Source organism: Agrobacterium sp. CG674 (assembly GCF_053521645.1).
In genome coordinates this window covers 17,404-42,096 of sequence record NZ_JBNWDZ010000015.1, presented here as the reverse complement: position 1 = coordinate 42,096, position 24,693 = coordinate 17,404, and the positions used below count along the sequence as shown (strand labels likewise).

Genomic DNA, 24,693 nt, shown 5'->3' with positions numbered 1-24,693 from the left:
CCATGTCTGCCCTTCCATAGCAGCAGGCCACCAAGCACCCTGCCCTCTGGGCTGTATTGTGCGATCAGAGCGGATTGATGGCTCATCACCAAAACATTACCACTTTCTTTTTCAATGGCGAGGGATGAAATATCTAGCATGTAAAGGCGAGAAAACGCATTCATGCCCCACTCTCTAACGGTCGGTATGATACCCGGTGTTGCACGGGTTACCACCGTGACAGCCGAGGGTAGCATCTCCTGCGCGACGTAGAGTAACCCATTGCCGATATCCAGCCCTTCGTATCCGAGATTAGGGAATTGCCAATCCGTCGTGGCATAATATGATGGCTCGCTCGCGGTAACTTTACTGGCTCGCTCGCCAATTGTGACTTCTAGAATGCGCTTGCGGCCCTCATCGGAAACAAGAAAATTGTCCCCAGCCACGTGTGCAATGGCCTCCGGGTCAGAGACGCCGTCGAGTGAAATAATTCGAAGAAGTTCCCCGTCCGTCGAAAGCTCCACTATCTGACTGGGTCGCCCGGAAACGCCAAAAAGGGTTCCGGTTGTTGCTGAATACGTCAGACCTGACAGATCGCTGAGTCGGCCGACTTGCCTTTCCTGTATAGTCACAATGTATCGATCCAACTGCAACGAAGAGCCCGGGATCACATTGCTTTTTGAGAACCATTCAAAATAGGCCACCGCAGCTATCCCGGAGAAGTAGGTCGCGAGGACAGGAAAAATGACGATTCCGAGTAGTAGTTTAATTCTGAAAATGACACTCGTCCCGTTGTATTTGAGCCCAGTTATACCGTGTCCATAGCAGCCAAACACGACGCCAGCCCGGTGCCAGTACATACTGATGTCTACGCCTGAGTCAGTTGATCCTGATATTGCGACATTGCATTATGTGTGATGGGCCCGTTGGCTTATCAACTGGACCGAGGGCTTCGGACAAGGAATGACGTTTAGTCGGCACTCGCTGGGCTATTCCCATACATTTGATCACAAAGACAAACCCCTAGCAGGCTATGCCTGCGTTAGGTCCCGCAACAGGGCGGACGTGGACGGTCGATCCACAGGAATTCGTTGTGGGGGATAGCCTCTATGGGTGGACCGTGCAGCAACGATCACCTGTTTTTCCACCCCTCACTTCTCAAGAAAGTCTCATTCCGGTCTTGCAGGCAGTTTCCATAAGTTCCACGACGAGTTGCTTCCAGCACGCCCACTAGTCACCTTCTAAGTTGCCCTTCCAGCAAATGGCTTCTATTTGCTTGTCGGGCGGCCCGACTGATATCGCCTAACAACCTTGCGACCGCGTGGCAATATCAACGAGGTCCGGACGGGTTTGCTATTTGACAGCTGAATTCCCACCGTCCGCGAACAATGCAGAACCGGCAACAAAGCTTGACATGGAACTGGCAAGGAACAATGCGGCTCTTGCAATTTCTTCCGGCTGCGCAATCCGTTTCAAGGCGTGCAAGCCTGCGGCCCACTCCTTCTGCGCTTCGTCACCAGCCATTGCAGTATCGGAGCCGCCGGGCATCAGTGCATTTGCCCTGATGCCCCTGCTGGCATAGTCGGCGGTGATCCCCTTTACGAGCCCCATCAATCCGGTCTTGGACGCTGCGTAGACGCCCATGCCCGGCAGACCAACACTGGTCCCGACAAAACTGGATGTGAATATGATAGAGCCGCCGCCTCTCTCCAGCATAGCAGGGATTTGGCTTCGACTTGCCATAAAGGCCGAAGTCAGGTTGGTCGCAAGCGTCTCCTGCCATTCTGCGAGGGTTACGTCTGCAAGTGGCTTTAATGGTCCGACCATCGCTGCATTGTTGAAGGCGATATCGAGGCCGCCGAATAGTCGCACGGCTTCAGCAGTCAGTTCGTCATGGGTTTCAGACTGACTGACATCACCCACGACGATGTGGGTTTTGCCGCCGTGGCCCCGTATCGTCTCCGCGACCTTCTCCAAGCCCAGCGTGCCTCTGGCATTGAGAATAACGGCAGCACCTTCGGCAGCAAACAGCAAGGCTGCGGCGCGTCCTATTCCTGATGATGCGCCGGTGATGACAGCAACTTTGTCCTGCAACATTCCCATGATTGGCTCCTTATTTGGGAGCCTAGGCATAGGCGATGGGGTAAATGCGCGACGACCCGTTTCTTGCCGAAAACCAAATCGTCCGGTTATCCCGATACGGACCGTTGTAGGTCGCCTACAGCATGTAAGATTGGAAGGAACGACAGCATATAGCGGGAAGCCGGAGGGCTCTTAGCGGCGCAACATCAGCGGCAACAGACAAAGGCGTCGCTTGGAGAACGCCAAGCGCACCCTCGAGCTGTTGCGGTGAAGTTTGGCGCCATAGCCATGGAATACGAGATGCTTGACATCCGGCTTGGGAAAAGCAAATTCTTGAGCATGGGGTTGCGATCGCCCCACGAGGCTACGGTCGAAGTATCGCGTCCATAAACCCGCGACAACGGAGGACGCGTTATGCCGTCATTTCTTGAGATCACGCCCCACAAACTTGCCCGCATCATCGGTACGCCGAACCCGCCGACCGTCATCGATGTCCGCATCGACGACGACTTCGGCAGTGACCCTCGCCGCATTCCCGGATCAATCCGCCGCGACTTCCGACAGGTGACGGAATGGGGTCCCCAGATCAACGGGCCTGCCATCGTCCTCTGCCAGAAAGGGCAGAAGCTCGGCCACGGCGTGGCCGCACATCTTCGAGCGATGGGCGTTGAAGCAGAAGTCCTCGAAGGAGGGTTCGAAGCCTGGCGCGATGCCAAAAGACTTCTCGTCCCTGAAGACAAGATGCCGCCTCGGGATGTGAAGGGAAGAACTGTTTGGGTGACGCGGTCCCGGCCGAAGATCGACCGCATCGCGTGCCCCTGGCTGATCCGGCGCTTCCTCGATCCGTCCGCCACGTTCCTCTTCGTGCCGGCAAGCGAGGTCGAACTGGTCGCGGACCGGTTCGACGCCACGCCGTTCGATGTCGAGGGCGCGTTCTGGAGCCACCGGAGCGAACTCTGCACCTTCGACGTCATGATCGAGGAGTTCGGCCTGAGCTCTGAGGCCCTCCTGCGTCTCGCGACCATCGTGCGCGGTGCAGACACGGCCCGCCCTGATCTCGCTCCCGAAGTTGCCGGCCTGGTGGCTGTCTCTCTCGGACTATCCAGGATGTTCAACGATGACCTGGAGCAACTGGAGGCGGGTCTGACGATCTACGACGCGTTCTACCGCTGGTGCCGAGACGCGACGAACGAAACGCATAATTGGCCCAATACGAGGAAGGGATAACGATCATGACCGACCTCACGAAAACTTCCGTCACCGACCGCCCGATCTCGAACGGAGACGCCGTTCCGCTCTCCGAAGCTGTAAAGGTCTGGGCCCGTGTCGCAGCGCTCAGCTTCGGCGGCCCTGCGGGCCAGATCGCCGTCATGCACCGCATCATCGTCGACGAGAAGCGGTGGGTCGGAGAACATCGTTTCCTGCACGCCCTGAACTACTGCATGCTACTGCCCGGCCCCGAAGCCCATCAGCTTGCCATCTATATCGGCTGGCTGCTCAACAAGACCAAAGGCGGCATGATCGCCGGCCTGCTGTTCGTCCTGCCCGGCTTTACCTCGATCCTGGCGTTCAGCTACATCTACATCCTGTTCGGTGACTTGACCACCATTGAGGGAATGTTCTTCGGGTTGAAATGCGCTGTGCTCGCCGTCGTTATCCAGGCGGTCTTCCGGATCGGTAGCAGGGCGCTCAAGAACCGAGCGATGATTGCCATCGCAGCCGCGGCGTTCGTGGCGATCTTCTTCCTCCATGCGCCGTTTCCGCTGATCATCATCACGGCTGGTATCGTCGGCTATTTCGGCGGACGAGCCGGGATGTCCATCTTTAAGGTGGGCGGCGGCCATAAATCGGGTTCGAGTGAGATCCTCGAGGACCGCGACTCTGTCCTCGGCGAGAGCATTCCGCACCATGCGCGTCCGAACCTCGCCTGGTCACTGAAGACATCAGGCGTGTTGGCATTTCTCTGGCTGCTCCCCGTGGCGGCCTTGCTGCTCACGCTCGGGCCTGACAACGTATTCTCGAAGATCGCGGTGTTCTTCAGCCAAATGGCGATCGTCACCTTCGGGGGAGCATACGCCGTCCTAGCCTACGTGGCGCAGGCAGCGGTTGATCAGTTCGGCTGGCTTCGGCCCGGAGAGATGCTCGACGGTCTGGGAATGGCGGAAACGACGCCCGGCCCGCTGATCATGGTCACGCAGTTCGTCGGTTTTCTCGCTGGCTACCGCGATCCGGGCTCGATGTCGCCAATCATGGCAGCCACGCTCGGTGCGATCCTCACCACGTGGGTGACGTTCCTTCCGAGCTTTCTCTGGATCTTCGCAGGCGCGCCCTTCATCGAGAAGATGCGCGGAAACGTGGCTCTCGAAGGCGCGATGTCCGCAATCACCGCTGCAGTCGTCGGGGTAATCCTCAACCTTGCCGTCTGGTTTGGTCTGCATGTCTTGTTCGCGGAAGTCCGACGAGTGTCGTTAGGAGTCTGGGGAATAGATGTGCCAGTGATGACCTCGATCATCTGGCCGTCACTTGTATTGACCACATCGGCGGCCGTGGCGATCTTCCGTTTCAGGATGTCCGTGATCGCGACACTGCTGCTTTCGGCGGGTCTAGGCGTGGCATGGACATCTGTTACCGCATCATTGGCATAAGAGGTCAGCGGATATACGACTTGAAATCATTCGATCAAATGATCCCGTCGTTCCGCAGAAGACCGGTCATAGGAGCCAGTCTTCCACGAGAGAACGAAGCTTATTTCGCCGCTTCTTCAATAAGGTCGGCGACCGCTTGTGGCTGCGAGACCATGACCACGTGGGAGGCGCCTTCCACGACGACCGTGTGCTTAGAGGTAGCCCGCTCAGCCATGAAGCCGAGCGCCTTGGCAGGAATGTTCTTGTCGCCGTCACCATAGACAAAGTAAGACGGTAGCGCCTTCCAAGCCGGCTTGCCTGATTTTTCCGTCAGCGCCGCCTCGGTGATCGGCCGCTGGCCGGCCGCCATGAGGGCAGCGTCCTCGACGCCCACATCATGTGCAAACTGGTCGTGGAACTTCTCCTGATCGATGGAGAGATCGGTACCACCATCGGCAAGCTTGACCGGAGCCGCAAGCGCCTGCCCAAGCGTACCACCCGGAAACTTTCCAGCAAGATCGGCCGCGGCTTCACCTTCATCTGGCGCAAAGGCCGCCACATAGACCAGTGACTTGACGTTAGCCTTTCCATTGGCGGCGGTTGTGATCACCTGACCGCCATAGGAATGGCCGACGAGAACGACAGGGCCGCCGATACTCGCAACAACATCGGAGATATAGGCAGCGTCGGATGATACGCTGCGCAATGGATTGGCGGCAGCAACGACACGGTAGCCATCCTTCTGCAGGATCCGGGTGACACCGTTCCAGCTCGAGGAGTCGGCAAATGCGCCATGAACGAGAACAACGGTGGGCTTGGTAGGCTGGGCAACCGCGTTACCCGAGAGGAGAGCGCCGGCAACTGCAAGGCTTGCAACAAACTTGGACATGGTAGTTCCTTTTCTCAAGATGAGGTTGATGGGGAATAATGACGTCGGTTGGCTGGTGAAGCTGGGTTTGGTCAGCTGCGGATGAAGGCGAGTACGTCGGCATTGAAACGATCGGCCTCGGTCTCTGCCAATCCGTGGGAGCCGCCTGAATAGATCTTCAGCGTGGCATCTGCGACGAGTTCCACAGCGCGATGAGCCGAGGCGTCGATGGGCACGATCTGGTCGTCATCGCCATGGATGATTAGCGTTGGGCGGTCGATGCTCTTCAGATCCCGGGTGTAATCGACCTCCGAGAACTCCCGGATGCAATCGTACTGACCTTTGATACCGCCCTGTAGACCGATACGGCGGAAGTTCTCACGCAAGCCGTCATTGGTCGCGATACCGTCCCGGTTGAAGCCGTAGAAGGGCAACGTCAGATCAAAGAAGAACTGCGAACGGTTCTTCGCGGTGTTCTCACGAATGCTGTCAAAAACCTCCATCGGCGTGCCGTTCGGGTTGTCGGCGGTCTTCAGCATCAGCGGCGGAACCGCACCCACCAGAACCACCTTGGCGACACGAGCCGTGCCATGACGGCCGATATAATGCGAAACTTCGCCGCCACCGGTCGAGTGGCCAACCAGGATCAGGTCTGACAGGTCGAGTGCATTGATCAGTTCGGCAAGATCGTCAGCATACTGGTCCATGTTGTTGCCGTCGAATGTCTGGTCTGAGCGGCCGTGGCTGCGGCGATCATGGGCGATCACGTGGAAGCCATTCTGGCTGAAGAACAGCATCTGCTGGTCCCAGGCATCGGACGACAGCGGCCAGCCATGGGCAAAGAGGATAGGCTGGCCTGTTCCCCAGTCCTTGTAAAAGAGGCGGGTACCGTCGGTGGTGGTGAAATTTGACATTATAGTTTTCCATGTGGAACGCCCACATTGATTGCGGCGGGCGAACGCTAGTTGGAGGGCTTAGAGAGGGGTGGATACGTTACAAGACGGGTGCCGATTTCATCATGCGTTGTAATCTAGATGCCGATCTGCGGCCAAGCATCCAGCGTGGGCCAATAATTAATACGATACGACAACGGGACGCCTCACCTCTCAGGAACGACAAGCTTCTCGTCGTTCTTAACGACATAAGTGGCCAGTTCTGAAGCTTCGCCATCACCTACGTTTTTAGCGACATGGGCGACGCCAGCTGGAATGAACAAGGCTTCACCGGTTTTCAGCGTCACAGGCTCTCTACCTTCGAGCTGATACTCGATTGAGCCCTTCAGGACATAGGCCACTTCTTCACCTGGATGGGAGTGTTTGATGGAGACGGCACCCTGTGCGAAGTCAACGCGCGCTTGAACGACCTGTAGACCCGGGGCGCTTATCTGGCTTTGCACTAGATCGGTGCGCTTCAGCGGACTGTTCTGCTGCGCCTGCGTCGACACTGCGAACGCAGTACCTGCGATTACCAGTGCGCCTGCGATGGACTTGATGAGCTTCATGACGTTATCCTTCTTTCATGGATTGAGGCTTCTCCTGCCGATGTTGATCTTCATCAGCACGCTCATATGGCCGGATCCATGTATTCAGGGTGTGTCCGGCAAAGCATCGCATTGTAACCCAGTGTAGACGCCGTATGTGGTGCCGGGTGTATAGTGGTAATGTTAGGCCTGGTGTTGTCCAGACAGCGGTCGATAGCTACGGTTTTTAGTCGCTTCACTTTGCCTCTGGGCACTCATCCTGCCGAGCACTGGTCGCTTCCCAGTCGGCTTTAGACGTCATGGCGAGTAATGGCTGAACACGAAATCACTTGATCGATCGAGTTTCTGGTGACACGCGAAACAAGAATTAGTCAACGGGACGCTCGGGTTTGCAATCCCGCTCTCAAACTGCCCGTAACCCCAGCCACCCGTATCAGTGAACTTTTTTGAATCCTTGACACTGATCTGCACGTTTGTCGGGTTCCCAGCGACGAAAGACTGTGGTGCCGGGAAGACGGCATCGTTGCGCGGGGAAGATCTGAACTCGTAAGCAAGCCGGACGATGATCGCTCCGTCGGGGAAGGGAAGCGTACCAGCGCGGAACGCTTCGTAGGCGATGTCGTTGCCTATAACCGCACGGATATCGTTGTTTCGGCCTGCCTCGTGCGCCACGGTTATCACCCTCCAATCACGATAACCCTCAGGAAGACCAACGCCATACACTGGTGAAACATTTTCTCCAGCGCTGCCGATGGAAGCGTATATCGTGAACGCCAAAGCGGCTGAGACGACCGAACATGTCGCCAACAATTTCCTCAAATCACTCTCCTTCAAGATATGAGCTTCCAACGGTAGATACCGTGACGTCCGAGCGTAAACAATCTCCATAGGATCCTATATATATAGTCAAGAGATCGTGCAAGTGGGAGCCTTTGCACGCTGAAAATGTTCAACGCCCTTTGCCGAATTTAAAGTTTTATGAACCTGAAAGTATTTCTCCCGTTAACACGAGGAGCGGCCTTTCAATTTCACATTCACCAACTAGCGCTTTTCGAAATTTGCAAGCATGCGCTTCAGCAAGTCGATCACTTGAGCGATCTCCTGAGCGGTAAATCCATCCACAGCCAAATCATTTCCGTCATCCATTATCTCAGCAATAGCCGGTAACGCGGAGTTGGCCTTTTCGGTGAGGTAAATGAAACTACTTCTGCCGTCCTCAGGGTCTTTTCTACGCGTTACGAACCCGTCACGCTCAAGCCGGCCTAAAAGTTGCGCAGTGCTGGATTGCTCCACTCCAAGCAGTTCGGTCAACTGCTTTTGCGTCATCTCGCCGCCCTCCGTGAGTGCGGTTATGACCGGATAGCCGGCAAGCCCTGTCCCTAAGGGCTGAATACGCTCCTCCGCATAGCGTGACATCAGCCGGGCCAGCCGGACTACGAGATAGCCTGGCCTCTCTCGTAATTTCCATCTTGGTGTCGGAGTATCCACTAACATCAAATCCTCTGTGTGTGCATAGGATCCGCTTGATCTAACTTTTTGCTAGATACCGCAAGTGAAAGCCACGATTGCTACTCCATTAAAGCACATCAGCCGCAAATATCCTCCAAATGCTCTTCGCACGAGTAGAATGCGTCCCAACCATGCGACAATGCGATGGCATGGGTGTCCTGCGGTGTCATCATCGCAACCAGTCCGGCTATTGGTGACGGCTCCGGTGAGACTGCATCATAGATGCATGGTGACGCAAATACCGCGGCAACAAGGATAGCAACAATAGCTTTTTTCATAGGTGTCTCCTGTTCAAGGTCATCAGATGACTTTAGATCCGAGGTCACTGGTGGTCTTCGGACTTGCCGATAGCTTCACCGCCAATCGGCTCCGAATGCCTCGAGATTCAAACCGTCCATGTATCCACGATATTTTTAAATCTGCCGGAAAACGTATCACCGTGTAGTTTCGAGGGGAAGGATACAGCGCGGACCGTCAAATGCTGGAAACCTCACGGCTATTGGTCGGGGTCAACGTAAAGTCACTTCGGCAGTGAGCCCCCCGGCAGGTCGATTATAGAGTTTCACCGACCCTTCGATTGTGAATGCGAGCTGCTGGGAGATAGCCAGTCCAAGACCTGAGCCCCCCGTTTCGCGATTGCGTGATGTTTCAAGCCTGAAAAAAGGCTGCATCACAGCCTCTAGTTTATCGTCTGGAATACCCGGTCCGTCATCTGTAACCCTAATAACAAGCATTCCGTCGCTCGATCTTGTGACGCTGACCTCAGCTGCACCCGCAAACTTCAGGGCGTTGTCGATGAAGTTGGTCAGGATGCGCCGTAGTGAATGTGGTTTGGTGACAATTGTGCCTGGGACGACGCCTCCCAACGTAACTGATTTGCCGATATCTTGGTAGTCGTAGGCTATGCTGTCAATGAAAGACGCGAGGTCGATGCGCGTAGGCTTTTCTCCATCGCCATGGGAGCTGCGCGCGTAAGCGATACCGTCCTGCACTAGCCTTTCGATTTCGGCTAGATCTCTCACGAGCTTGTCTTTTTCCACGCTATCGTCCGCTAACTCCGCTCGCAGCCGCATGCGCGTGATTGGGGTCTGCAGGTCATGCGAAATTGCCGCTAGGATTTGCACGCGCTCTGCCAGATTATCGGCGATGCGGTCGCGCATCGCATTGAAGGCTCGCGCCGCATTGGCAACTTCGCTAGGGCCGTTTTCGGCCAGCGGAGATGCTTTCTTGTTCGGGTCGAGTGCATCTGCAGCAGCAGCGAGATCACTTAACGGGCGAACAGCCTCGCGGACGGCAAACCAAGTGCAGAGGATCAGCAGAACCATCTGGGCGAGAAAGACATACGGCAGCCAGCTGGCCAAGGGCACGACACCGCGTGGGGTTACGTCGATTGTAAGCGGTGAACCGTCAGAGAGCGTAAGATGACCCTGCAGCCGTTTTCCATCGCCCGGAATGGATTCAACCCGAACTGGGAACTTGTAGCCTGCCGCCTCTTCTATCCGGTCGGCAATTTCTTGACCGCGGCCAGACAAATCGGGCACGCCGGGCAGTCCAGGCCCCAGAACAAGACGGTAACTACCCCGGCTTAGACGATTCAACCAATCAGTCCGCTCTCCCGCAGGAAGCCTATCGATGACCGCGATTGATGTTGCAAGATCGCTCTCCAATGTCCCGAGCATGATCGCTTTTGCCGACATGTACCGCTCAGCGAATAGGATGCTGAACGACAGGCCATACGCCACAGCCAGCCCGGCGAAGAGAATCAGAAACAGTCGTGAGCGAAGCGTGTTCGGCCACCATCGGAGAAGTGAGTTATTTTCCTTCATGACCGTGGCACCGAAATCTCGACTGGCACTGAGAACACATAGCCTTCGGCCCGCACCGTCTTGATGTAGGTTGGCTCACGTGCATCATCGCCTAGCCGCTGACGCAGTCGACTAACTAGAAGATCAATTGAACGATCAAAGAGCTCGGCGTCGCGACCTTGCGTCAGGTTTAGGATCTGGTCGCGGTTAAGGACACGCTGCGGATGATCGATGAACACTCGCAGCAGCCTGTATTCCGCACCGCTGAGCGCAACTTCAGTGCCTTCCTGGTCGAGAAGATGCCGACCTACGGTGTCGAGGCGCCAGTTGCCGAAGGTCAGCAAATTTCCGGCTTCGCTGATCTGAAGGTTGGGCGGCAACATCCGGCTCCGTCGAATGACGGCCTTGATCCGGGCGAGGAGTTCCCTCGCCGCAAATGGTTTTGGTAGATAGTCGTCAGCGCCCATCTCAAGCCCGATGATCCGGTCCATTTCATCGTCGCGTGCCGTCAGCATGATGACAGGAGTCGCTCTGTGCTTGCCGGCACGCAGTTCTCGGCAGAGAACCAGTCCATCATCGCCCGGCATCATCACGTCGAGTACAATGAGATCGACCGAGCTTGCTTCGAGGAAGCTTCGCATCTGCCGCCCGTCAGCAGCAACAGTGGTGCGAAGCCCGTTCTTTTTCAGGTAGCTCGATACCAATTCGCGAATTTCACGATCGTCATCGACAATCAGGATGTGATCGACATGCTCCATCTTGGTCTTTCCGGTTTCATTCATTGGGCGCTCTACAGCTGCTATTTGTTTGTGTCAGCGGACTGAGTAAAGTGTTTTTTGGCGGCCGCACGGCGGAAGCATTTCCCGCCTGAAGAGTGCCTACCTGATGCTCACAAGTACGGGTATCGCTACCGAGGCCTCAGGTGACACAGTCCTCATCCAAAAGTGAACGCATAGGCTTCGACGTCTGGATCGAGAAAGCGGATTTCGAATGTCCGTTCCACTGGGTTGCCGTATTGACGTACGAGTTGGTACAGCCTCGTGGAGGTTATCGTGCCGTAGCCTTCTGCATTGGTATCCGCACCGTGATTTGACCCTGGCGCCTTGCCGTCAATCTTCACCTGAAAACGGACCGGATTGCCGGAAGCGCCGGGGCCAAGCACGAGATGCAGGTCTCGGGCGCTGAAGCGGTACACGATCGCTCCACCAGGCTCCTGCGATACGGCCCCCTCCTTGCCGAACTTCCATTTTCCCGCGAGACCCCATTCGTTCAGGCCCGGCTGGCCAACGGAATATGTATTACTCGCATCAGCACGCAGACCCTCCGGGGAGATGAAGCCCGAGGCGCGGTCGTAGCCTAGATAGCTTTCACTTGAGCGGATATTGTCGAAGTCGGGACCCGCCTCGGCGCCTTTGGCGTCGGGTGTTACCGGTGCAGTCGCCGTCAATTTGCTTCCAGCCTCACGTAGAAGGTCTTGGATTGCCTGTTCAGACTGCCTGTAGCTGCCTTCTCCAAACTGGTGGTAGCGGATCTGGCCGTCAGCGTCGATGAGATACAGCGCCGGCCAATAGCTGTTCTTAAAAGCGCGCCAGATCTTGTAGTCGTTGTCGATCGCAACTGGATAGGCGATCTTAAGATCCTTGATCGCCGTTCTCACATTGCCTATCTTTTTCTCGAACGCAAACTCCGGCGCATGAACACCAATAACGACCAAACCATGATCCTTATATTTTTCGGCCCAGGCACGGATATACGGGAGGGTTCGAATGCAGTTGATGCAGGAATAGGTCCAGAAATCAATGAGGACGACCTTGCCACGAAGCATTTCTGTCGTCAGCGGAGGTGAGTTTAGCCATTCAATGGCGCCAATCAACGGGGGTGCGTTGCCCTCCATCGGCAAATTGCTCCGGAAAGGCTGAGCCTGATCGACGACAGCTGATATTGTGCCGCTGTTGGCAACCTCAGACGAAATTTGGGCAGGACGCTTGTCTTGCAGCCGATTGAGCAACCCCTGTTCAAATGCGGTCGTACTGCCGTAGGAAAGCCGTGCGAGGAGGCCGGTGTCCAGGCCAACGGCAATCACGGCAACGCCGGCTAGGACCGCGGTACCGAGCGTCTGGCGAATACGCTCGCTGACGCCGAACGATCGTTTCATGCCGGCAAAGATCCTACGCCCTACCAAGAGAGCAACGGCAAGTGACGTTGCGGCACCACCTGCATATGAGGCCAGCAGAAAGGTCGTCTGAAGATTGGCACCATTTAATGCCGCACCTGTCAGTAAAAGACCGAGGATCGGCCCGGCGCAGGGTGCCCAGAGAAGTCCAGTTGCAACGCCGAGGATAAAGGAGCTCGCGGCAGTCGGCACGGACCCGGGCTTGCCCGACGCATTCAGCAATCTGTTGCCGATGTTGACAAGCGGCCGGGTGACAAAGCCTGCAACGCGCGGTGATAAAAGGCTGATCCCGAAAAGTGCGAGCAGCAAGAGAGCGGTAAGGCGACCATATTCATTGGCATTGACCGCCCAACTGCCACCGACCGCTGCAAGCGTCGCGACCAGTGCGAAAGTGACACTCATGCCGATCAGCATGGGGAGCGTGCTTCGGATGAAAGGCTTTCCCGCCCGGGCAAAAACGAAGGGGAGAATGGGAAGAATGCATGGGCTGAGTATGGTCAGCGCTCCGCCGAGATAGGCAATGATGAGGAGGGTCATCGTCGTTCCTTGGAATCGATTTTTGTTTCGGCCAGCGACGAAGCACCACCAGCCATAGACCCAATCTGTCGGCGTGACGTATCTCGGATGTGTTCATCTCCCCTGGTAAGTGTACCGCAATGTAGAATCTTATCGTTCCGCCTTCGCAGCGGTCTCGTCACATGCAGCAAGGGCACCGCGCGTGGGGAACGATGAAGTTGGTGAGGAAGCTTCCAGTCGTTCGTTGCAACGAAGCAATGGAGAGCATGACTGCCATTCGCCTGAACGCCATAACTCACAAAGGCAGCGGCTTTATCTGTCCATTTCTTGAATAGATAATTGATCGCGTTGATCAGCGTTGGAGCTGGCCCGTGGTTGTACTCGGGCGTTACGAAAATGACCCCATCGAATTTGACAACAGCTTCGGCCCATGGCTTCGTATGGTCATGAGAATAATGGCCCCGCGCCGGGGCACTGCCTCATCAAGCATTGGCAGGTCAAATGCGCCGATGTCGAGGCTTGTGAATCGTGCATTTTTGCGAGCACGGGCATGTGAAATGACCCAGTCGACCACTGCAGGCTCCTTTGTACCGGGTCGCGATGTTCCGGTTACCACAGCGATCTCAATTATTGGTCTGCTCATGTTACTTGTTGCGGCTGGTTGCTCAGGTTTTCGAAGAATTCAAGGAATCCCCTGGGCGCATCGTCAGCGAAGGCAAGGGTCAGATTGGCGGCGGACTGCTCTTGGTAAGGCGTGGTACGTTCGACCATCTTCGCCTCGTAATTTGCCAGAGCCGCATCGAGGTTATCTCGCTGAGCAAGTATGGCCGTTGCCAAATCGCTAGCATCCGCCATTGCGAGGTTGACGCCCTCGCCCGCAAAGGGAGACATGAGATGAGCAGCGTCGCCAATCAGCGTGACACCCGGTGTCCTTGGCCAATATTCGCCCGTGGCCAAGGCGTAGATTGACCTGGAGACCAGTGCCCCGTCGCTAGTGGCTAGCATGGTGTGGTAGTCTCCGCCCCATCCCTCAAAATGATCGAGCAGCGCAGCTCGGTCGATCTCGTTCCGGGACATCTTTTCAGGCAGGCTTAGAGCAGCGTAAACGCACAATTCATCGTTAGGCTCTCTGTGTCCGATAATCCCCTGTCCTTTGGCGAGTGCGAACATCAGACCATCGCCGATGAGGCGCTGCGTAAGGCGATGATTGCGGGTCGCTTCAAGATATCGCAGTTCAACAAAGGTAATTCCGGAGTAGATCGGTCTTTTCTCGGTGAGAACCGGCCGAACGCAAGACCATGCACCGTCCGCTCCGACGACAACATCGGCGTGCCTGACCGAGTTGTCTTGCATCCTGATTCTGAAACCCGTGCCGTCCCGTTCTATTGTTTTGACACTACTGCCCCAGTGGATGACGTCACCCGGCAGAGCCTCCACTATCAGGCGGCGCAGTGTGCCGCGGTCGATTTCTGGCCGGCTCCCATTTCCTTTATTTTGAAACAAGATCTTGCCGTCGCGTCCCACAAGACGCAGAGCGTCGCCACCTGGCAGGACATGATCGAGCACCGTTGGATACAAACCAGCAGACTGCAGCGCTAATTGCCCTGTTCCCTCATTCAGATTGAGCATTCCACCCTGGTGACGGGCCTCGAGCGACGGGTCCGCTTCGAGGATGGTGCAATCGACTCCACCTTTATGCAGCATCAAGGCGAGCAACGGTCCGGCGATGCCTGCGCCAATAATTGTAATCATTTCAACCTCTGAAAAGCTTATTGTATAGGATCCTATATATCTACGGGAAAGAAGAGGCAACAGAGAAAACATAAATAGGTCCTCATGCCCACCCGGCCCTGTATCTATGGCCGTCTAAGACGTCGCTCCGGCATGCGTTCGGATCCATGCTGACAACGAAGATCGCAGCGTCGACATCGAGGGAACATCTTCTGAATTACATTGCATAAGATACCGTGCAGCGTTCTTCGCGGTTGCACCCCCAATCAACATGCCGTGTTCCTCACAAAACTCGTTCAACACCCTGCGGATCAACAGGAGCGACGTTGTCGTATTCATCAATTCGGTTCTCCAACGTAGGAAGCGTTGAAGGCATTAATGGTGGCACGATGTGTCGGGTATTTTCAAAACAGCGCTCTAAACGGTATCGCAGGGTACTGCATCGCAGCCCGGACACACTATGCTACAGATAATAGCGCTTTGCTGCGCGTCTCGGTTTCCCGCTTGTTGACCGGATCGACCGCTTTGAAGAGCGCCGGCGGTGCCTTAACGACGGATGCGCGAACATCTGCCTTCATCCTCGCAAGGGTACGAACGACGCAGAAGGAGCCCCCAAAAAAATCGAATTGGATCAATCTATCTAGCGTTGCGAACCGCCATCAGCGCCGTGACGAAGGCGCGTACGAGGCTCGCCTTCTGCATATCCGGCCGAAACAACAGATAGCTCTTGAAATAGACTGACGGCTCGAAAGGTCGAAAGATCAGGCCGCGCTGGGCAAAGCCATCAATAGCAAGTGGATTGACGACCGCCAATCCGACCCCCTCGAGCGCGAGTGCGCAGGCTGTGATGGCAAAAGGCGTTTCGATCACAAGGTTGGGCTTGGATCCAGCTTCGGCGCAATGACGCTCGAACTGAAGCCGGGCCCGATCCTCTGCCGACAATGCTATGTAATCAACGTCATGAAAATCCTCCGGCCTGACAACCTCTCGCTCTGCCAAAGGATGTCCTGGCGGGATAGCGCAGAGGGCCGGGAAGCTCCCAAAAACCTGATGTTCGACCCCCGACAAGTCGACCTCGTCGGCAGCTAGGCCCAGGTCGAAATCGCCATCGACAATATGGTTGCGCACAGCAGCAGACGACATAACGCTAAGTGTTACGATTGCCGCAGGGTAGGTCTCTCTAAAGAGCTTCACCGCACGTGGCACGATCGTTGAGCCAGCAGCTGCCAGGCTTGCGACGCGGATCTGCCCCGAGCCAAAATCCCGGATGCGCGCTGCGGATGAACGCAGCAGATCAAGTCCCTTGAAGCTGGAATCGACGTCCCGGTAGAATGCCTGGCCTTCCGGCGTCGGGATCAATCTACCCTTGACGCGATCGAACAGTGCAAAGCCAACAGCCTCTTCCAGTTCGCCGACCAGGCGACTGACATTCGGCTGTGTCACGCCCATAAGTTCGGCTGCGCGCGAGACCGTGCCACTGATGATGACGGCGCGGAACGCCTCGATCTGCCTGAAGTTCATCTATCACCTATACGGTTTACGCATAGACTTAGACGCTCGGGTCAATTGTTTGTCTACCCCGCTCCGGCCTAGACTGTTGGAAATTATCGAATGAGGACAGTCCATGCGTGACAAGACACTCTGCGTAAAGCGGCCCGAAGTTTCCCATGAAGGTTTTGCGAGCCTTGCAATACCGACCTACCGGGCATCGACAATTGTCTTCGACAGCGCCGAAGCCTATGCCAACCGGTCCAAGCGCGGTCCCGATGGCTACACCTATGGGCTCCATGGCACGCCAACATCGCGTACGCTCGAGGCGTCGATCACCGCTCTGGAACAGGGCCTTCGAACGGTCCTGGTGCCATCGGGCCAGGCGGCCATTACTGTGGTGTTCCTCTCGGTGCTGATGCCCGGCGACACCGTTCTCATCCCGGACAGCGCCTATCCGCCGGTGGCGGGCTTTTGCGAAAACTACCTGAAGCCGCGCGGCATCAGCCACCGCATCTACGATCCCATGATCGGCGCTGGCATCGCCAGCCTCATCGACGGGACCGTCAAGCTCATCTGGACGGAATCACCCGGTTCCACGACGATGGAGATCCAGGACATTCCCGCCGTCGTCGCAGCGGCGAGATCCCGCAGCGTCCTGACCGGCTGCGACAACACCTGGGCAACGCCGCTCTATTTCAAGCCGCTCGCCCACGACATGGACTTCTCGTCGATGGCCTTGACGAAATATGTCGGCGGCCATTCCGACCTTCTCATGGGATCGATCGCAGTCAAGGACATCGCGCTGCACAAGAAGCTAAAGGACACCATGCGGATGATCGGCATGGGGGTCTCGCCTGATGACTGCGCGCTGGCACTTCGCGGTATGGAAACCATGGGCGTTCGCCTTGCCCATTCAGGTCGGGTCACCTTCGATTTCGCCAGGAAAATTGCAAACCGCGTTGCGCCGGAAATGGTGTCAACGTGACGCGGACTGGCGGGACGGTTACCGTCAACCGCGAGATCGACGTCGACGCCCTGGTTATGGTCGTCGTTGGCTCAATGGCGGGCGGCCCCTGACGCGATCATCATGGCGAAGCAGCTGTAGCTCACGATAGACTCCCAGACATTCTGGCGCTTTTGCGTGTTACGTGATGAACCCAAAAAGCCAAACCATGATGGGGTCAGTGAGCAAAAAGAGAGTTGAAATTGCAACAACCGTTTGGTCGAGCTGGACGGGCATACGAAGCCAGAGAACACCCCTGCGAAGCTTTTCGGTGGAAAGGCGGCGACGCCTAAGTGGAAACATGCTTCCAACTGTCGTATCGTTTGAAGAACTCTCGCGCCTCGCCTACTCAGACCCAAGCCGCGATGCTTCTTCCTGTTCCTTCACTTCCCGCGCCAGCTTCTTGTGTGGCTCGTCAACGAGTCTTTGCCTCGTTGCTTCGATCTTCTCGCTATCGACATCGACCGCGCGACCGCTATCGTCTGGAAAACCTCCAGCCGTTTGGCCGATGGAGGCGCCACTTGGGCTATCGTTCGGCCCAGAAGTTAGTTTCTTCTCTTCCATTGTGAAGTCTCCTATTTGCAAAAGTCCCAACGTCGCCTTAGGCCGTCTCCCGGTGACATTTCAAAGTGATACTTTCCTGAGTCCGCAGCCAAGTTACTCGGCAAGCACAGAAGCCAATGCCCACCCTTCATAGGGGTCTCGGGGACCGTTTCGGCTGCGAGTTCGCCGATCGAACTCGCTGAAGAGCAGCACAAGTTGATAGGGGGCGGACTAGAAATTATGCACATCATGGCTGGCCACTGCCACCGGCGGCGCCATAGATCTGGCCCGTAGCATAGCTTGCGTACGGGTCGGCCAGCTGGACGTAAATAGATGCAAGTTCCGCAGGCTGACCGGGCCGGCCAAGCGGGGTATCGGCGCCGAACTTTACAAGCTTCTCCATCGTTGCCCCGCCGCTGACCTGCAGCGGCGTCCAGATGGGTCCCGGTGCCACGCCGTTGACCCGGATCCCCTTGGGGCCGAGTTGCCTCGCCATCGATTTTGTGAAGTTCATTCCGGCGGCCTTGGTGATCGCATAATCCACCAGATCTTCCGATGGATCATACGCCTGAACCGAGGTCGTCTGGATGATCGCCGATCCCGGTTGTAAATGCTTGAGAGCCGCTTTCGTTAGCCAGAACATTGCGTAGATGTTGGTCTTCATCGTCGCGTCAAAAGCTTCGGTGGTTATGTCTGACAGCGATGCGGCCTGCTGTTGCCGTCCGGCGTTATTGACGAGGATATCCAAACCGCCGAGCGCCGTGACCGCATCCTCAACGAGTTTTTCGCAGAAAGCTTCATCGCGAAGGTCGCCTGGCAAGGCTATACCCTTTCGACCTTCCTTTTCGATAAGAGCAATAACTTCTTTCGCATCAGGCTCTTCGTCTGGAAGATAGTTGATCGCAACGTCGGCGCCTTCGCGGGCATATGCGATCGCGGCAGCACGCCCCATGCCGGAATCGCCGCCGGTGATCAGCGCTCTCATTCCCGCCAAGCGGCCAGAGCCTCTGTACGATGTCTCGCCGTGGTCGGGCTTCGGGTTCATTTTCCCAGCCAGGCCAGGAAATGGCTGGGACTGCTTTTCGAATGGAGGCTTCGGATATTTTGTCGTCGGATTTTCCATAGTGGCTGCTTTCGATAAGGTTGAGGCCGCCTGCGCAATAAAATGAAATGTTGAAGCGGCAAGCGTTGCAGTTGCAGCCGCGAGTACGGATCGGCGGCTGAGCTGCAGAGTGAAAGAATGGTCCATGTTTCAACTCCCGGCTCAATTCTTGCCGGAGCCTGGCTCGGCCATCTTGGCATGCTGATGGGCCAGCATGCTCGCCGGCGTGACGTTGGCGACGGCGGCTTGCAGCTTGTTCTTCCAGCCGCTGACGACATCACCTTCGCCATCCATCATCGCGTCGTAACCGACCTTGGCAACGTCGGCCGGGTCATCCTTCTTCGCCTGACCGACGGAAGTGTCCGTCAGGTCAGCGCGTTGGAAGAACTCAGTCTCCGTCGGACCCGGCATCAGGCAGCTCACCGTAATGCCGCTGTCTTTCAGCTCTTCGCGCAACGCGAAGGAGAAGCTGTTGATGAATGCCTTGGTGCCATTGTAGACGGCCTGATAAGATCCGGGCATGAAGCCGGCAATCGAACCGGTCAGCAGGATGCGGCCCTGGCCGCGGCTGCGCATCAGATTGCCGACCTGTTGCACGAGGTAGATAGTGCCAACAATATTTGTGTCTACAACTTTGCGAGCCTCGGCGAAGTCCTGGTCGAGGAAACCCTTTCCCAGCCCGCGACCGGCGTTGGCCATCAGCAGATCAACGGAACGGCCAGATGCCTCAATGTTTTCGAGAAGGCGGTCGACACCTTCCTCCGTTGATAGGTCGGTCTCGATCGCATCCACCGAGGTGCCAAACTCCTTCAAGCTGGCTGCAGCCTGATTGATGCGGGGCTCATCGGCTGCAATAATCAGATCATAGCCATCCTGGGCGGCACATTTGGCCAGTTCGTACCCAATACCCGTCGAGGCACCAGTGACGACGGCAAGGCCTTTGCGGGTCTCAATCGCCATTTGCGTTCTCCTTGCGCTTTGTGGATGCGGTGACGCGGCTACCTAACGTCGTACGCGGCGAGGCCACTCTCGCTTTCAAACGACAGCCTTCCGGACTTGTTCCTCGCTGGCAGCGCTTGTACGGAACCGCACAAAACCCGTGAAAACGGACAAAAAGCACTGCTTTGCGCTTCCTGCGAGGAACTTCGGCGAGAAAGGCGTCGTTTTCATTGCTTCATTGAAGCAAGAGGAGATGTTCCATGCCGAAGGGTGACAAATCCGCATATGCTGACAAGCAAAAGCGCAAGGCCGAGCATATTGAGGAAGGCTACGAGGACCGTGGTGTCTCCGAGAAGGAAGCAGAACGCCGTGCCTGGGCCACCGTCAACAAGGAAAGCGGAAAGAAGTCAAGCTCAGGCCGAGGCCACGCCGAAAATCACACTTCCTCCAAAAAAGGCGGATACAAGGGCGGCGCAGCTGCCGCGTCGCGCACCAAAGAAGAGCGCTCGGCCTCAGCTAAGAAGGCCGCTGCCACCCGCAAGCGCAACGAGCACCACGCACATCATTGATAGGACGCGGCGCCACGAAAGGGGCGCCGTTTCTCTATGGAGGAAACGCTCATGCCGAAGAAGAAATCCAAAAAGAAATGGTCGCAGGATGTCACTGAAAGCAGCGATGCGGATCTGAAAGGCGGTGTCTTCAAACTGCGCAACCCAAAGAAGATCGCCGACTCGCTGAAGGCCTCGGCTGAACAGAGCGACCGCCGCAAGGCTTCCCCTTTCCAGTCCGCCATGTCGATGCTGACTTTCTACATCAATCGCGCTGGCAAGCAACTGTCGAAGTCCAGGTTGGCGACGCTCGATAGGGCCAAGGACGAGTTGCGCAAAGATTTTGACAAGCATCCGAAACACTGATCATCGGGCAGCATAGCCAATAGTCCGCTCACAGCCAAACGACCCGCCATGTCTGCTGCAAGTGTTGGATAGCCGAAGCGACCCGTTACCCATACAAGGCGAAGTTTGGCTGCTTCGAGATTTCCCCTGTCCGCAAGCTGAAGGCTTTCGAAGACGAGAACACCAAGCTGCAAAAGCCGCTAGCCGAGACGGGGGGGATATTGCCACTTTAAAGGATGTCGACTCAGAAATGTATGGTCGGCCTACATTCCAGTGCAAAACCCTAGTTGAAATAGAAGGCGTAGGCCGCGAAATTCCCTTCGAAGATGTTGGCGATCTGATTCCATTCACCGCTGCTCATAGTAGGGCCATCCTGCAGATATGGTACAGCAGCCGGCCCAGTTACCCAGAGCACAAAGTCTAAAGGCCTGGGATCCTCGAAAACTTTTGCGAGGTTGATGCCTTTGTCAAAGCGCCAATGCGGAACAAGAATTTTTCCATTAAGGGCGGCTTCAAACTGAGAGAGCACTGCAAGCCATGCCTGGATGCGTTCAGGCGTGACGTCAAAGGATGGCAGAACACCGCTCTTTTGTTTTGGACCCGGCAACCATTCATGATCGTCATCGGTCTCATTGTCGATGAGTGCCCAGGTTTCCCGGTTGAGAATAATGACCTTCTTCAGGTGATCGCGCACTTCTTCCCACATGACCTTGTCAGAAACCGGCCACCTGATCGTATGAACCAAGGTAACAAAGTCGGCAATATCATCTGCCTGTCCTTTGTTGACGCCGAACATCGTATAATCCTCAGAGCCTTTTCCGTTGGTTTGCGACATCGTTGAGACTGCCCGCGGAAAGACAACGCTAAAGCTGCTGTCCCAGCTTTCGGAAAAATCACGAGAAAGCCAAGCCTTGGCAACAGCCATCAGCAAATTGTTATAGCCTTGCAGCCATTTTGCATCGGCGGTGTCAAAACCAACAATGAAGGGTAGAGCTTCGCCGTTTTCGTCCTTATCAGAAAAAATGCTCCCAATATGGTCTTCCGATTCCACGTTCCCATTGCCATTCCAATCAAATCTCGCGACAGAGAGATCGACTTCCAACTTTGCGGGCTTGGCACCAACAGCAGCGAGCGCCTTGTTGGCGACATCAAGATTAGAGATGAACGCTGCGAGAATAGCGCGAAACTGTTCGTATGTAATGGGCTCAGGATTGTGATTTTTTGCGAGTTCGCTGGGACCACGGCCAAAAAACAACTCGTAGCCGTCGGATTTGGAGCCAAGGCCATAACGATATAGCGATTGGGATAGCTTTTCGAATGCACGGGCCGAGCGTACGAGACCAAGCCCCAACTGTGCGTCAGCATTGTCGGTGGCTTTGGAAGCTAAGGACAACATCTGCTCGTCTGCCTCACCAATGCGTCCATTGGCCAAATACTTTTGAAGCAGCTCAGTCGCGGCACCTTCGGCTCGCGCTGTAAAGGATAGGTAGGAAGACGACAAGCTCGCCACGATTATCAGGTAAATGAATTTACTCACGACGCTTTTCCGTTGTTTATGACTTCTATAAGCCTTGTTGTGTCGATCGGACTTTCATTGAAATGATCCTTACCCCAGTCAGACTCCATGCTCATGCAAAGCTCCGAGAATTAATTGCGCCATCTAGAATGGTGTACCTATATTGAGATGTTCACGCTTAGTGCTTTTTCATCTTTTGGTTGGTTATTCTTCAAGGGGTTTAAATCAAAACTCGCCTGCGATCAGATAATAGAAACGGGAAACCTGTGTGAATTCGTGCCATACTGCGACCTGCAGCGTGTCGCCCTTATCCGGTGCGCCTGGTAAGGGCGAGGAGTTTCTGCCGAAATACTTTTGCCGGCGTTTTGCACCCAGGGCATCTGTGCGGCGCGGAGTTCAGATTGTTGCAGATCTCGATTAAGTCCCGATTGCTGAATGACAGTGTATCGACATGCGCCGGTCGTTCATACTCCTCATCTGTCGGGAATAGTGAATTCCTGCCTAATCATTTCTGACGCGATCGTCTGTGGCTCTCAGACGGTTGTGACATCGAAAAATCGATTTGACGACGGTAATCACCTGCTCGGGATTAATGGCATTGCGCCTCTTCCTTCTAGTGCGAGCAGGTTCGAAGAGGCCGAATTCTTGCGTTTAAGTGCCAACGGCAGGATGGTCCAGGCAGGCCAGACCGCCCCGCCGTCTCGATGGCATCTGCACCAGCGAATATCGCACGGTCTGCGGAGAACGCGGCCGCCATCTGGGCCTGCCAGCATGTTTGCGAGGCCAAAACGCGGGCCGCCGCGTCGTCAGTGGCGGAGAGTGCCGCCGGGATCTGGCTCTCCGTCAAAGTCTGTACCGAACGAAAAGGCCTGCATTCAAAGCGGGCCTTTTGCAATCAGGGCCTGGTATCGTTGGAAGGTGCTGTCTCATCCGAGGGAGCCTCCTCGTCCATGGGCGCGACCTCGTCAGCGACCGGTTCGTCCGGCCCCTTGATCTGCTGGCCATTGACGCTGACCGAGCCGTCGCTGGCAACCGCCACGTTCCAGCGCTGCGCTCCATCCGGATCGGCCTTGGCAAAGCCCTTGATCATCATCAGGCCGAAGGACGCCTGGGTCATGTCCGGATTGGTCTTTGCCAATTCCTGCACGGCCGCGATCGTCTTGTCGTAGTCGCGGGCCACGATTGACGCGTTCACCTTATAGTCCTTCTGCGTATCGACGCGACCTTCCAATTCCCCGGATACCTCGACGTCGTAGACGCTAGACTTGGCGCTGATCTTCGGAAACTCGACCTTCAGGATGCCGCCCGGGAAAAGCCTTTCCGCAGCCTGCTGTCCCGCCTTTTCGCTGTCGCCTGTCGACTTGGTAAAGTCTACTTTCATGAACTCGTCGCCGAGTGCTGCAAAATCCATGCCCGGGACGCCGAACTGGATATCAAGCGCCTGAGGCACAAGCGCCGTGTATCCGGCAGGGACCAAAGCGCTGTCGAGCGTCAGGTCGGCAGCATCCATCGCAACACCGATGCGCGTCGCGTGGCTGGGCCCATCGACCGAAAAGTGATATCCCAGGGACCTGGCGCCGGCGCCGCCGACGGCGCTGGTGACCGCAAAGTTATTGAGCCTAATGGTTTCCTCGATCGAGCTCAGCAGAGGAAAAGCATTGCTGAGGAGATTCTTGAGCTTGGTCTCGCTCTCCTTGGTGAGATGCTCCTGCTCGACGTGATCGAGCACGAACAGAACTATTTCCTTCAAGTCCCTGGCCGCAATGCCATTGACCTTGGCATCGAAATCCAGGCTGTCCGCTGAAATCTGAATCGGCGGCATTTCTTCGCTGCTGATTTGCTCCGCAAACGTGCTGAATTTGCCGTTGGTAACAAAATCCAGGCGTCCTGCTGTGGCGCTTTCGGCGGATGCCAACTTATAGATCATGTCGCCGAAGCTGATATTGACCGCCTCGGTATCGGTGGACGAGGTGAATTTCAGATCCCTGGCGCTGAAATCACCCGAACGGAAATAGCTGATCGTCGGATCAAAGATCGAGTTAGACACCATGTCGGCAACTGAATAGGTGAAGTCCGACCGCTTCTTGTCAGGCCCGGTGAAATGCCCGGTGACATTGAGGGTGTTGTTGCCTTCGACTTCCCAGAGCCCGCTGTCCTGCGGTGTTGCGAACATTTTGAAGGGCGTCAGGCCCTTGATGACAAAATCCCCTTTCTTGATCTTCGTCAGCATTTTGGCGAAGTCATAGACGATCTCGTAGCGCAACCCGGCGGGCGTGACCGTAACAGGCGCACCCTTGGCGATGTCCTTGGGCAGCAGATGATTGAGATTGTCACGGATGGCGTTGGCGCCATCCTGGCTGATATCCGCCGCGGACGCCCCAGTGATCAAAGCCGTGATGATGGCGGTCGTCGCCGTGATAAGCCTATGACGCATCTCGA

The 24,693-nt window shown here is 56.1% G+C and carries 22 protein-coding genes and 3 pseudogenes; 5 read left to right on the top strand and 20 right to left on the bottom strand.

Going from position 1 to position 24,693, the window contains the following annotated elements; translation table 11 throughout:
• Both ACQZ51_RS22845 and ACQZ51_RS22840 read right to left on the bottom strand, forming a co-directional pair.
• Positions 1-683: SdiA-regulated domain-containing protein (locus tag ACQZ51_RS22845; RefSeq protein WP_448780819.1), on the bottom strand; the 683-nt coding region annotated here is incomplete at its 3' end.
• 649 nt (positions 684-1,332) lie between these two features.
• Positions 1,333-2,082: an SDR family oxidoreductase gene (locus ACQZ51_RS22840; RefSeq protein WP_448780818.1), complete on the bottom strand. Its 750-nt coding sequence runs from the start codon at positions 2,080-2,082 to the stop codon at positions 1,333-1,335.
• A gap of 393 nt (positions 2,083-2,475) precedes the next feature.
• Between ACQZ51_RS22840 and ACQZ51_RS22835 the strand changes: the two genes are divergently transcribed.
• Positions 2,476-3,288 (top strand): chromate resistance protein ChrB domain-containing protein, encoded by an 813-nt coding sequence (locus ACQZ51_RS22835; protein WP_448780816.1) that lies wholly within the window; start codon positions 2,476-2,478, stop codon positions 3,286-3,288.
• 5 nt (positions 3,289-3,293) lie between these two features.
• Complete coding sequence (gene chrA, locus ACQZ51_RS22830; protein WP_448780814.1) at positions 3,294-4,706, top strand: chromate efflux transporter; 1,413 nt, start codon at positions 3,294-3,296, stop codon at positions 4,704-4,706.
• Between the two features lie 100 nt (positions 4,707-4,806).
• Here the strand turns inward: chrA and ACQZ51_RS22825 are convergent, their stop codons facing one another.
• From ACQZ51_RS22825 to ACQZ51_RS22770, 12 genes and pseudogenes are all read right to left on the bottom strand, one after another.
• Entirely contained in the window at positions 4,807-5,574 is a 768-nt protein-coding gene (locus ACQZ51_RS22825) for an alpha/beta fold hydrolase (RefSeq protein WP_448780812.1), read from the bottom strand.
• Between the two features lie 71 nt (positions 5,575-5,645).
• A complete protein-coding gene (locus tag ACQZ51_RS22820; protein WP_448780810.1) occupies positions 5,646-6,467 on the bottom strand; it encodes an alpha/beta fold hydrolase in 822 nt (273 codons plus the stop codon).
• A 185-nt stretch (positions 6,468-6,652) separates the two neighbouring features.
• Complete coding sequence (locus ACQZ51_RS22815) at positions 6,653-7,054, bottom strand: cupin domain-containing protein (RefSeq protein ID WP_448780808.1); 402 nt, start codon at positions 7,052-7,054, stop codon at positions 6,653-6,655.
• A 276-nt stretch (positions 7,055-7,330) separates the two neighbouring features.
• The gene (locus tag ACQZ51_RS22810; protein WP_448780806.1) at positions 7,331-7,867 is read right to left on the bottom strand and encodes a cytochrome P460 family protein; all 537 of its coding nucleotides are present in this window, start codon (positions 7,865-7,867) and stop codon (positions 7,331-7,333) included.
• 207 nt (positions 7,868-8,074) lie between these two features.
• Positions 8,075-8,449 (bottom strand): MarR family winged helix-turn-helix transcriptional regulator, encoded by a 375-nt coding sequence (locus tag ACQZ51_RS22805; RefSeq protein WP_448780804.1) that lies wholly within the window; start codon positions 8,447-8,449, stop codon positions 8,075-8,077.
• A 170-nt stretch (positions 8,450-8,619) separates the two neighbouring features.
• Positions 8,620-8,820, bottom strand: coding sequence for a hypothetical protein (locus ACQZ51_RS22800; protein ID WP_448780803.1), 201 nt, complete (start codon positions 8,818-8,820; stop codon positions 8,620-8,622).
• Between the two features lie 231 nt (positions 8,821-9,051).
• Positions 9,052-10,368 carry an ATP-binding protein gene (locus ACQZ51_RS22795; RefSeq protein WP_448780801.1) on the bottom strand — a complete coding sequence of 439 codons (1,317 nt, stop codon included), beginning with the start codon at positions 10,366-10,368 and terminating at the stop codon, positions 9,052-9,054.
• Entirely contained in the window at positions 10,365-11,105 is a 741-nt protein-coding gene (locus ACQZ51_RS22790; protein ID WP_448780822.1) for a response regulator, read from the bottom strand. Before ACQZ51_RS22790 ends, ACQZ51_RS22795 begins: the two co-directional genes overlap by 4 nt.
• Before the next feature lie 176 nt (positions 11,106-11,281).
• The gene (locus tag ACQZ51_RS22785; protein WP_448780799.1) at positions 11,282-13,057 is read right to left on the bottom strand and encodes a cytochrome c biogenesis protein DipZ; all 1,776 of its coding nucleotides are present in this window, start codon (positions 13,055-13,057) and stop codon (positions 11,282-11,284) included.
• Positions 13,054-13,482: pseudogene (locus ACQZ51_RS22780) on the bottom strand (NADPH-dependent FMN reductase); the annotation flags it as partial. The pseudogene ACQZ51_RS22780 and the gene ACQZ51_RS22785, both read right to left, overlap by 4 nt.
• 193 nt (positions 13,483-13,675) lie before the next feature.
• Complete coding sequence (locus ACQZ51_RS22775) at positions 13,676-14,788, bottom strand: FAD-dependent oxidoreductase (protein WP_448780798.1); 1,113 nt, start codon at positions 14,786-14,788, stop codon at positions 13,676-13,678.
• Positions 14,789-15,403: 615 nt separating this feature from the next.
• Positions 15,404-16,288, bottom strand: coding sequence for a LysR substrate-binding domain-containing protein (locus ACQZ51_RS22770; protein WP_448780796.1), 885 nt, complete (start codon positions 16,286-16,288; stop codon positions 15,404-15,406).
• Between the two features lie 103 nt (positions 16,289-16,391).
• Here ACQZ51_RS22770 and ACQZ51_RS22765 point away from each other — a divergent pair.
• Positions 16,392-17,222 (top strand): annotated as a pseudogene (locus tag ACQZ51_RS22765) (trans-sulfuration enzyme family protein); the annotation flags it as partial.
• A 384-nt stretch (positions 17,223-17,606) separates the two neighbouring features.
• Here ACQZ51_RS22765 and ACQZ51_RS22760 read toward each other — a convergent pair.
• The 3 genes from ACQZ51_RS22760 to ACQZ51_RS22750 all read right to left on the bottom strand — a co-directional run bounded on the left by ACQZ51_RS22760 (position 17,607) and on the right by ACQZ51_RS22750 (position 19,866).
• Positions 17,607-17,825: a hypothetical protein gene (locus ACQZ51_RS22760; protein ID WP_448780794.1), complete on the bottom strand. Its 219-nt coding sequence runs from the start codon at positions 17,823-17,825 to the stop codon at positions 17,607-17,609.
• Between the two features lie 226 nt (positions 17,826-18,051).
• Positions 18,052-18,927 (bottom strand): SDR family oxidoreductase, encoded by an 876-nt coding sequence (locus tag ACQZ51_RS22755; protein ID WP_448780820.1) that lies wholly within the window; start codon positions 18,925-18,927, stop codon positions 18,052-18,054.
• Between the two features lie 141 nt (positions 18,928-19,068).
• Complete coding sequence (locus ACQZ51_RS22750; protein ID WP_448780792.1) at positions 19,069-19,866, bottom strand: SDR family NAD(P)-dependent oxidoreductase; 798 nt, start codon at positions 19,864-19,866, stop codon at positions 19,069-19,071.
• A 239-nt stretch (positions 19,867-20,105) separates the two neighbouring features.
• Between ACQZ51_RS22750 and ACQZ51_RS22745 the strand changes: the two genes are divergently transcribed.
• Together ACQZ51_RS22745 and ACQZ51_RS22740 are read left to right on the top strand one after the other, a co-directional pair.
• Complete coding sequence (locus tag ACQZ51_RS22745) at positions 20,106-20,414, top strand: plasmid stabilization protein (RefSeq protein WP_448780790.1); 309 nt, start codon at positions 20,106-20,108, stop codon at positions 20,412-20,414.
• A 51-nt stretch (positions 20,415-20,465) separates the two neighbouring features.
• The gene (locus tag ACQZ51_RS22740) at positions 20,466-20,759 is read left to right on the top strand and encodes a DUF3175 domain-containing protein (protein WP_448780788.1); all 294 of its coding nucleotides are present in this window, start codon (positions 20,466-20,468) and stop codon (positions 20,757-20,759) included.
• A 262-nt stretch (positions 20,760-21,021) separates the two neighbouring features.
• Here the strand turns inward: ACQZ51_RS22740 and ACQZ51_RS22735 are convergent, their stop codons facing one another.
• From ACQZ51_RS22735 to ACQZ51_RS22725, 3 genes and pseudogenes are all read right to left on the bottom strand, one after another.
• The gene (locus ACQZ51_RS22735) at positions 21,022-22,275 is read right to left on the bottom strand and encodes a hypothetical protein (RefSeq protein ID WP_448780786.1); all 1,254 of its coding nucleotides are present in this window, start codon (positions 22,273-22,275) and stop codon (positions 21,022-21,024) included.
• A gap of 286 nt (positions 22,276-22,561) precedes the next feature.
• Positions 22,562-22,705, bottom strand: a pseudogene (locus ACQZ51_RS22730) (IS30 family transposase); the annotation flags it as partial.
• A 444-nt stretch (positions 22,706-23,149) separates the two neighbouring features.
• Positions 23,150-24,688 carry a hypothetical protein gene (locus tag ACQZ51_RS22725; protein ID WP_448780785.1) on the bottom strand — a complete coding sequence of 513 codons (1,539 nt, stop codon included), beginning with the start codon at positions 24,686-24,688 and terminating at the stop codon, positions 23,150-23,152.
• Between the last annotated feature and the right edge of the window lie 5 nt (positions 24,689-24,693).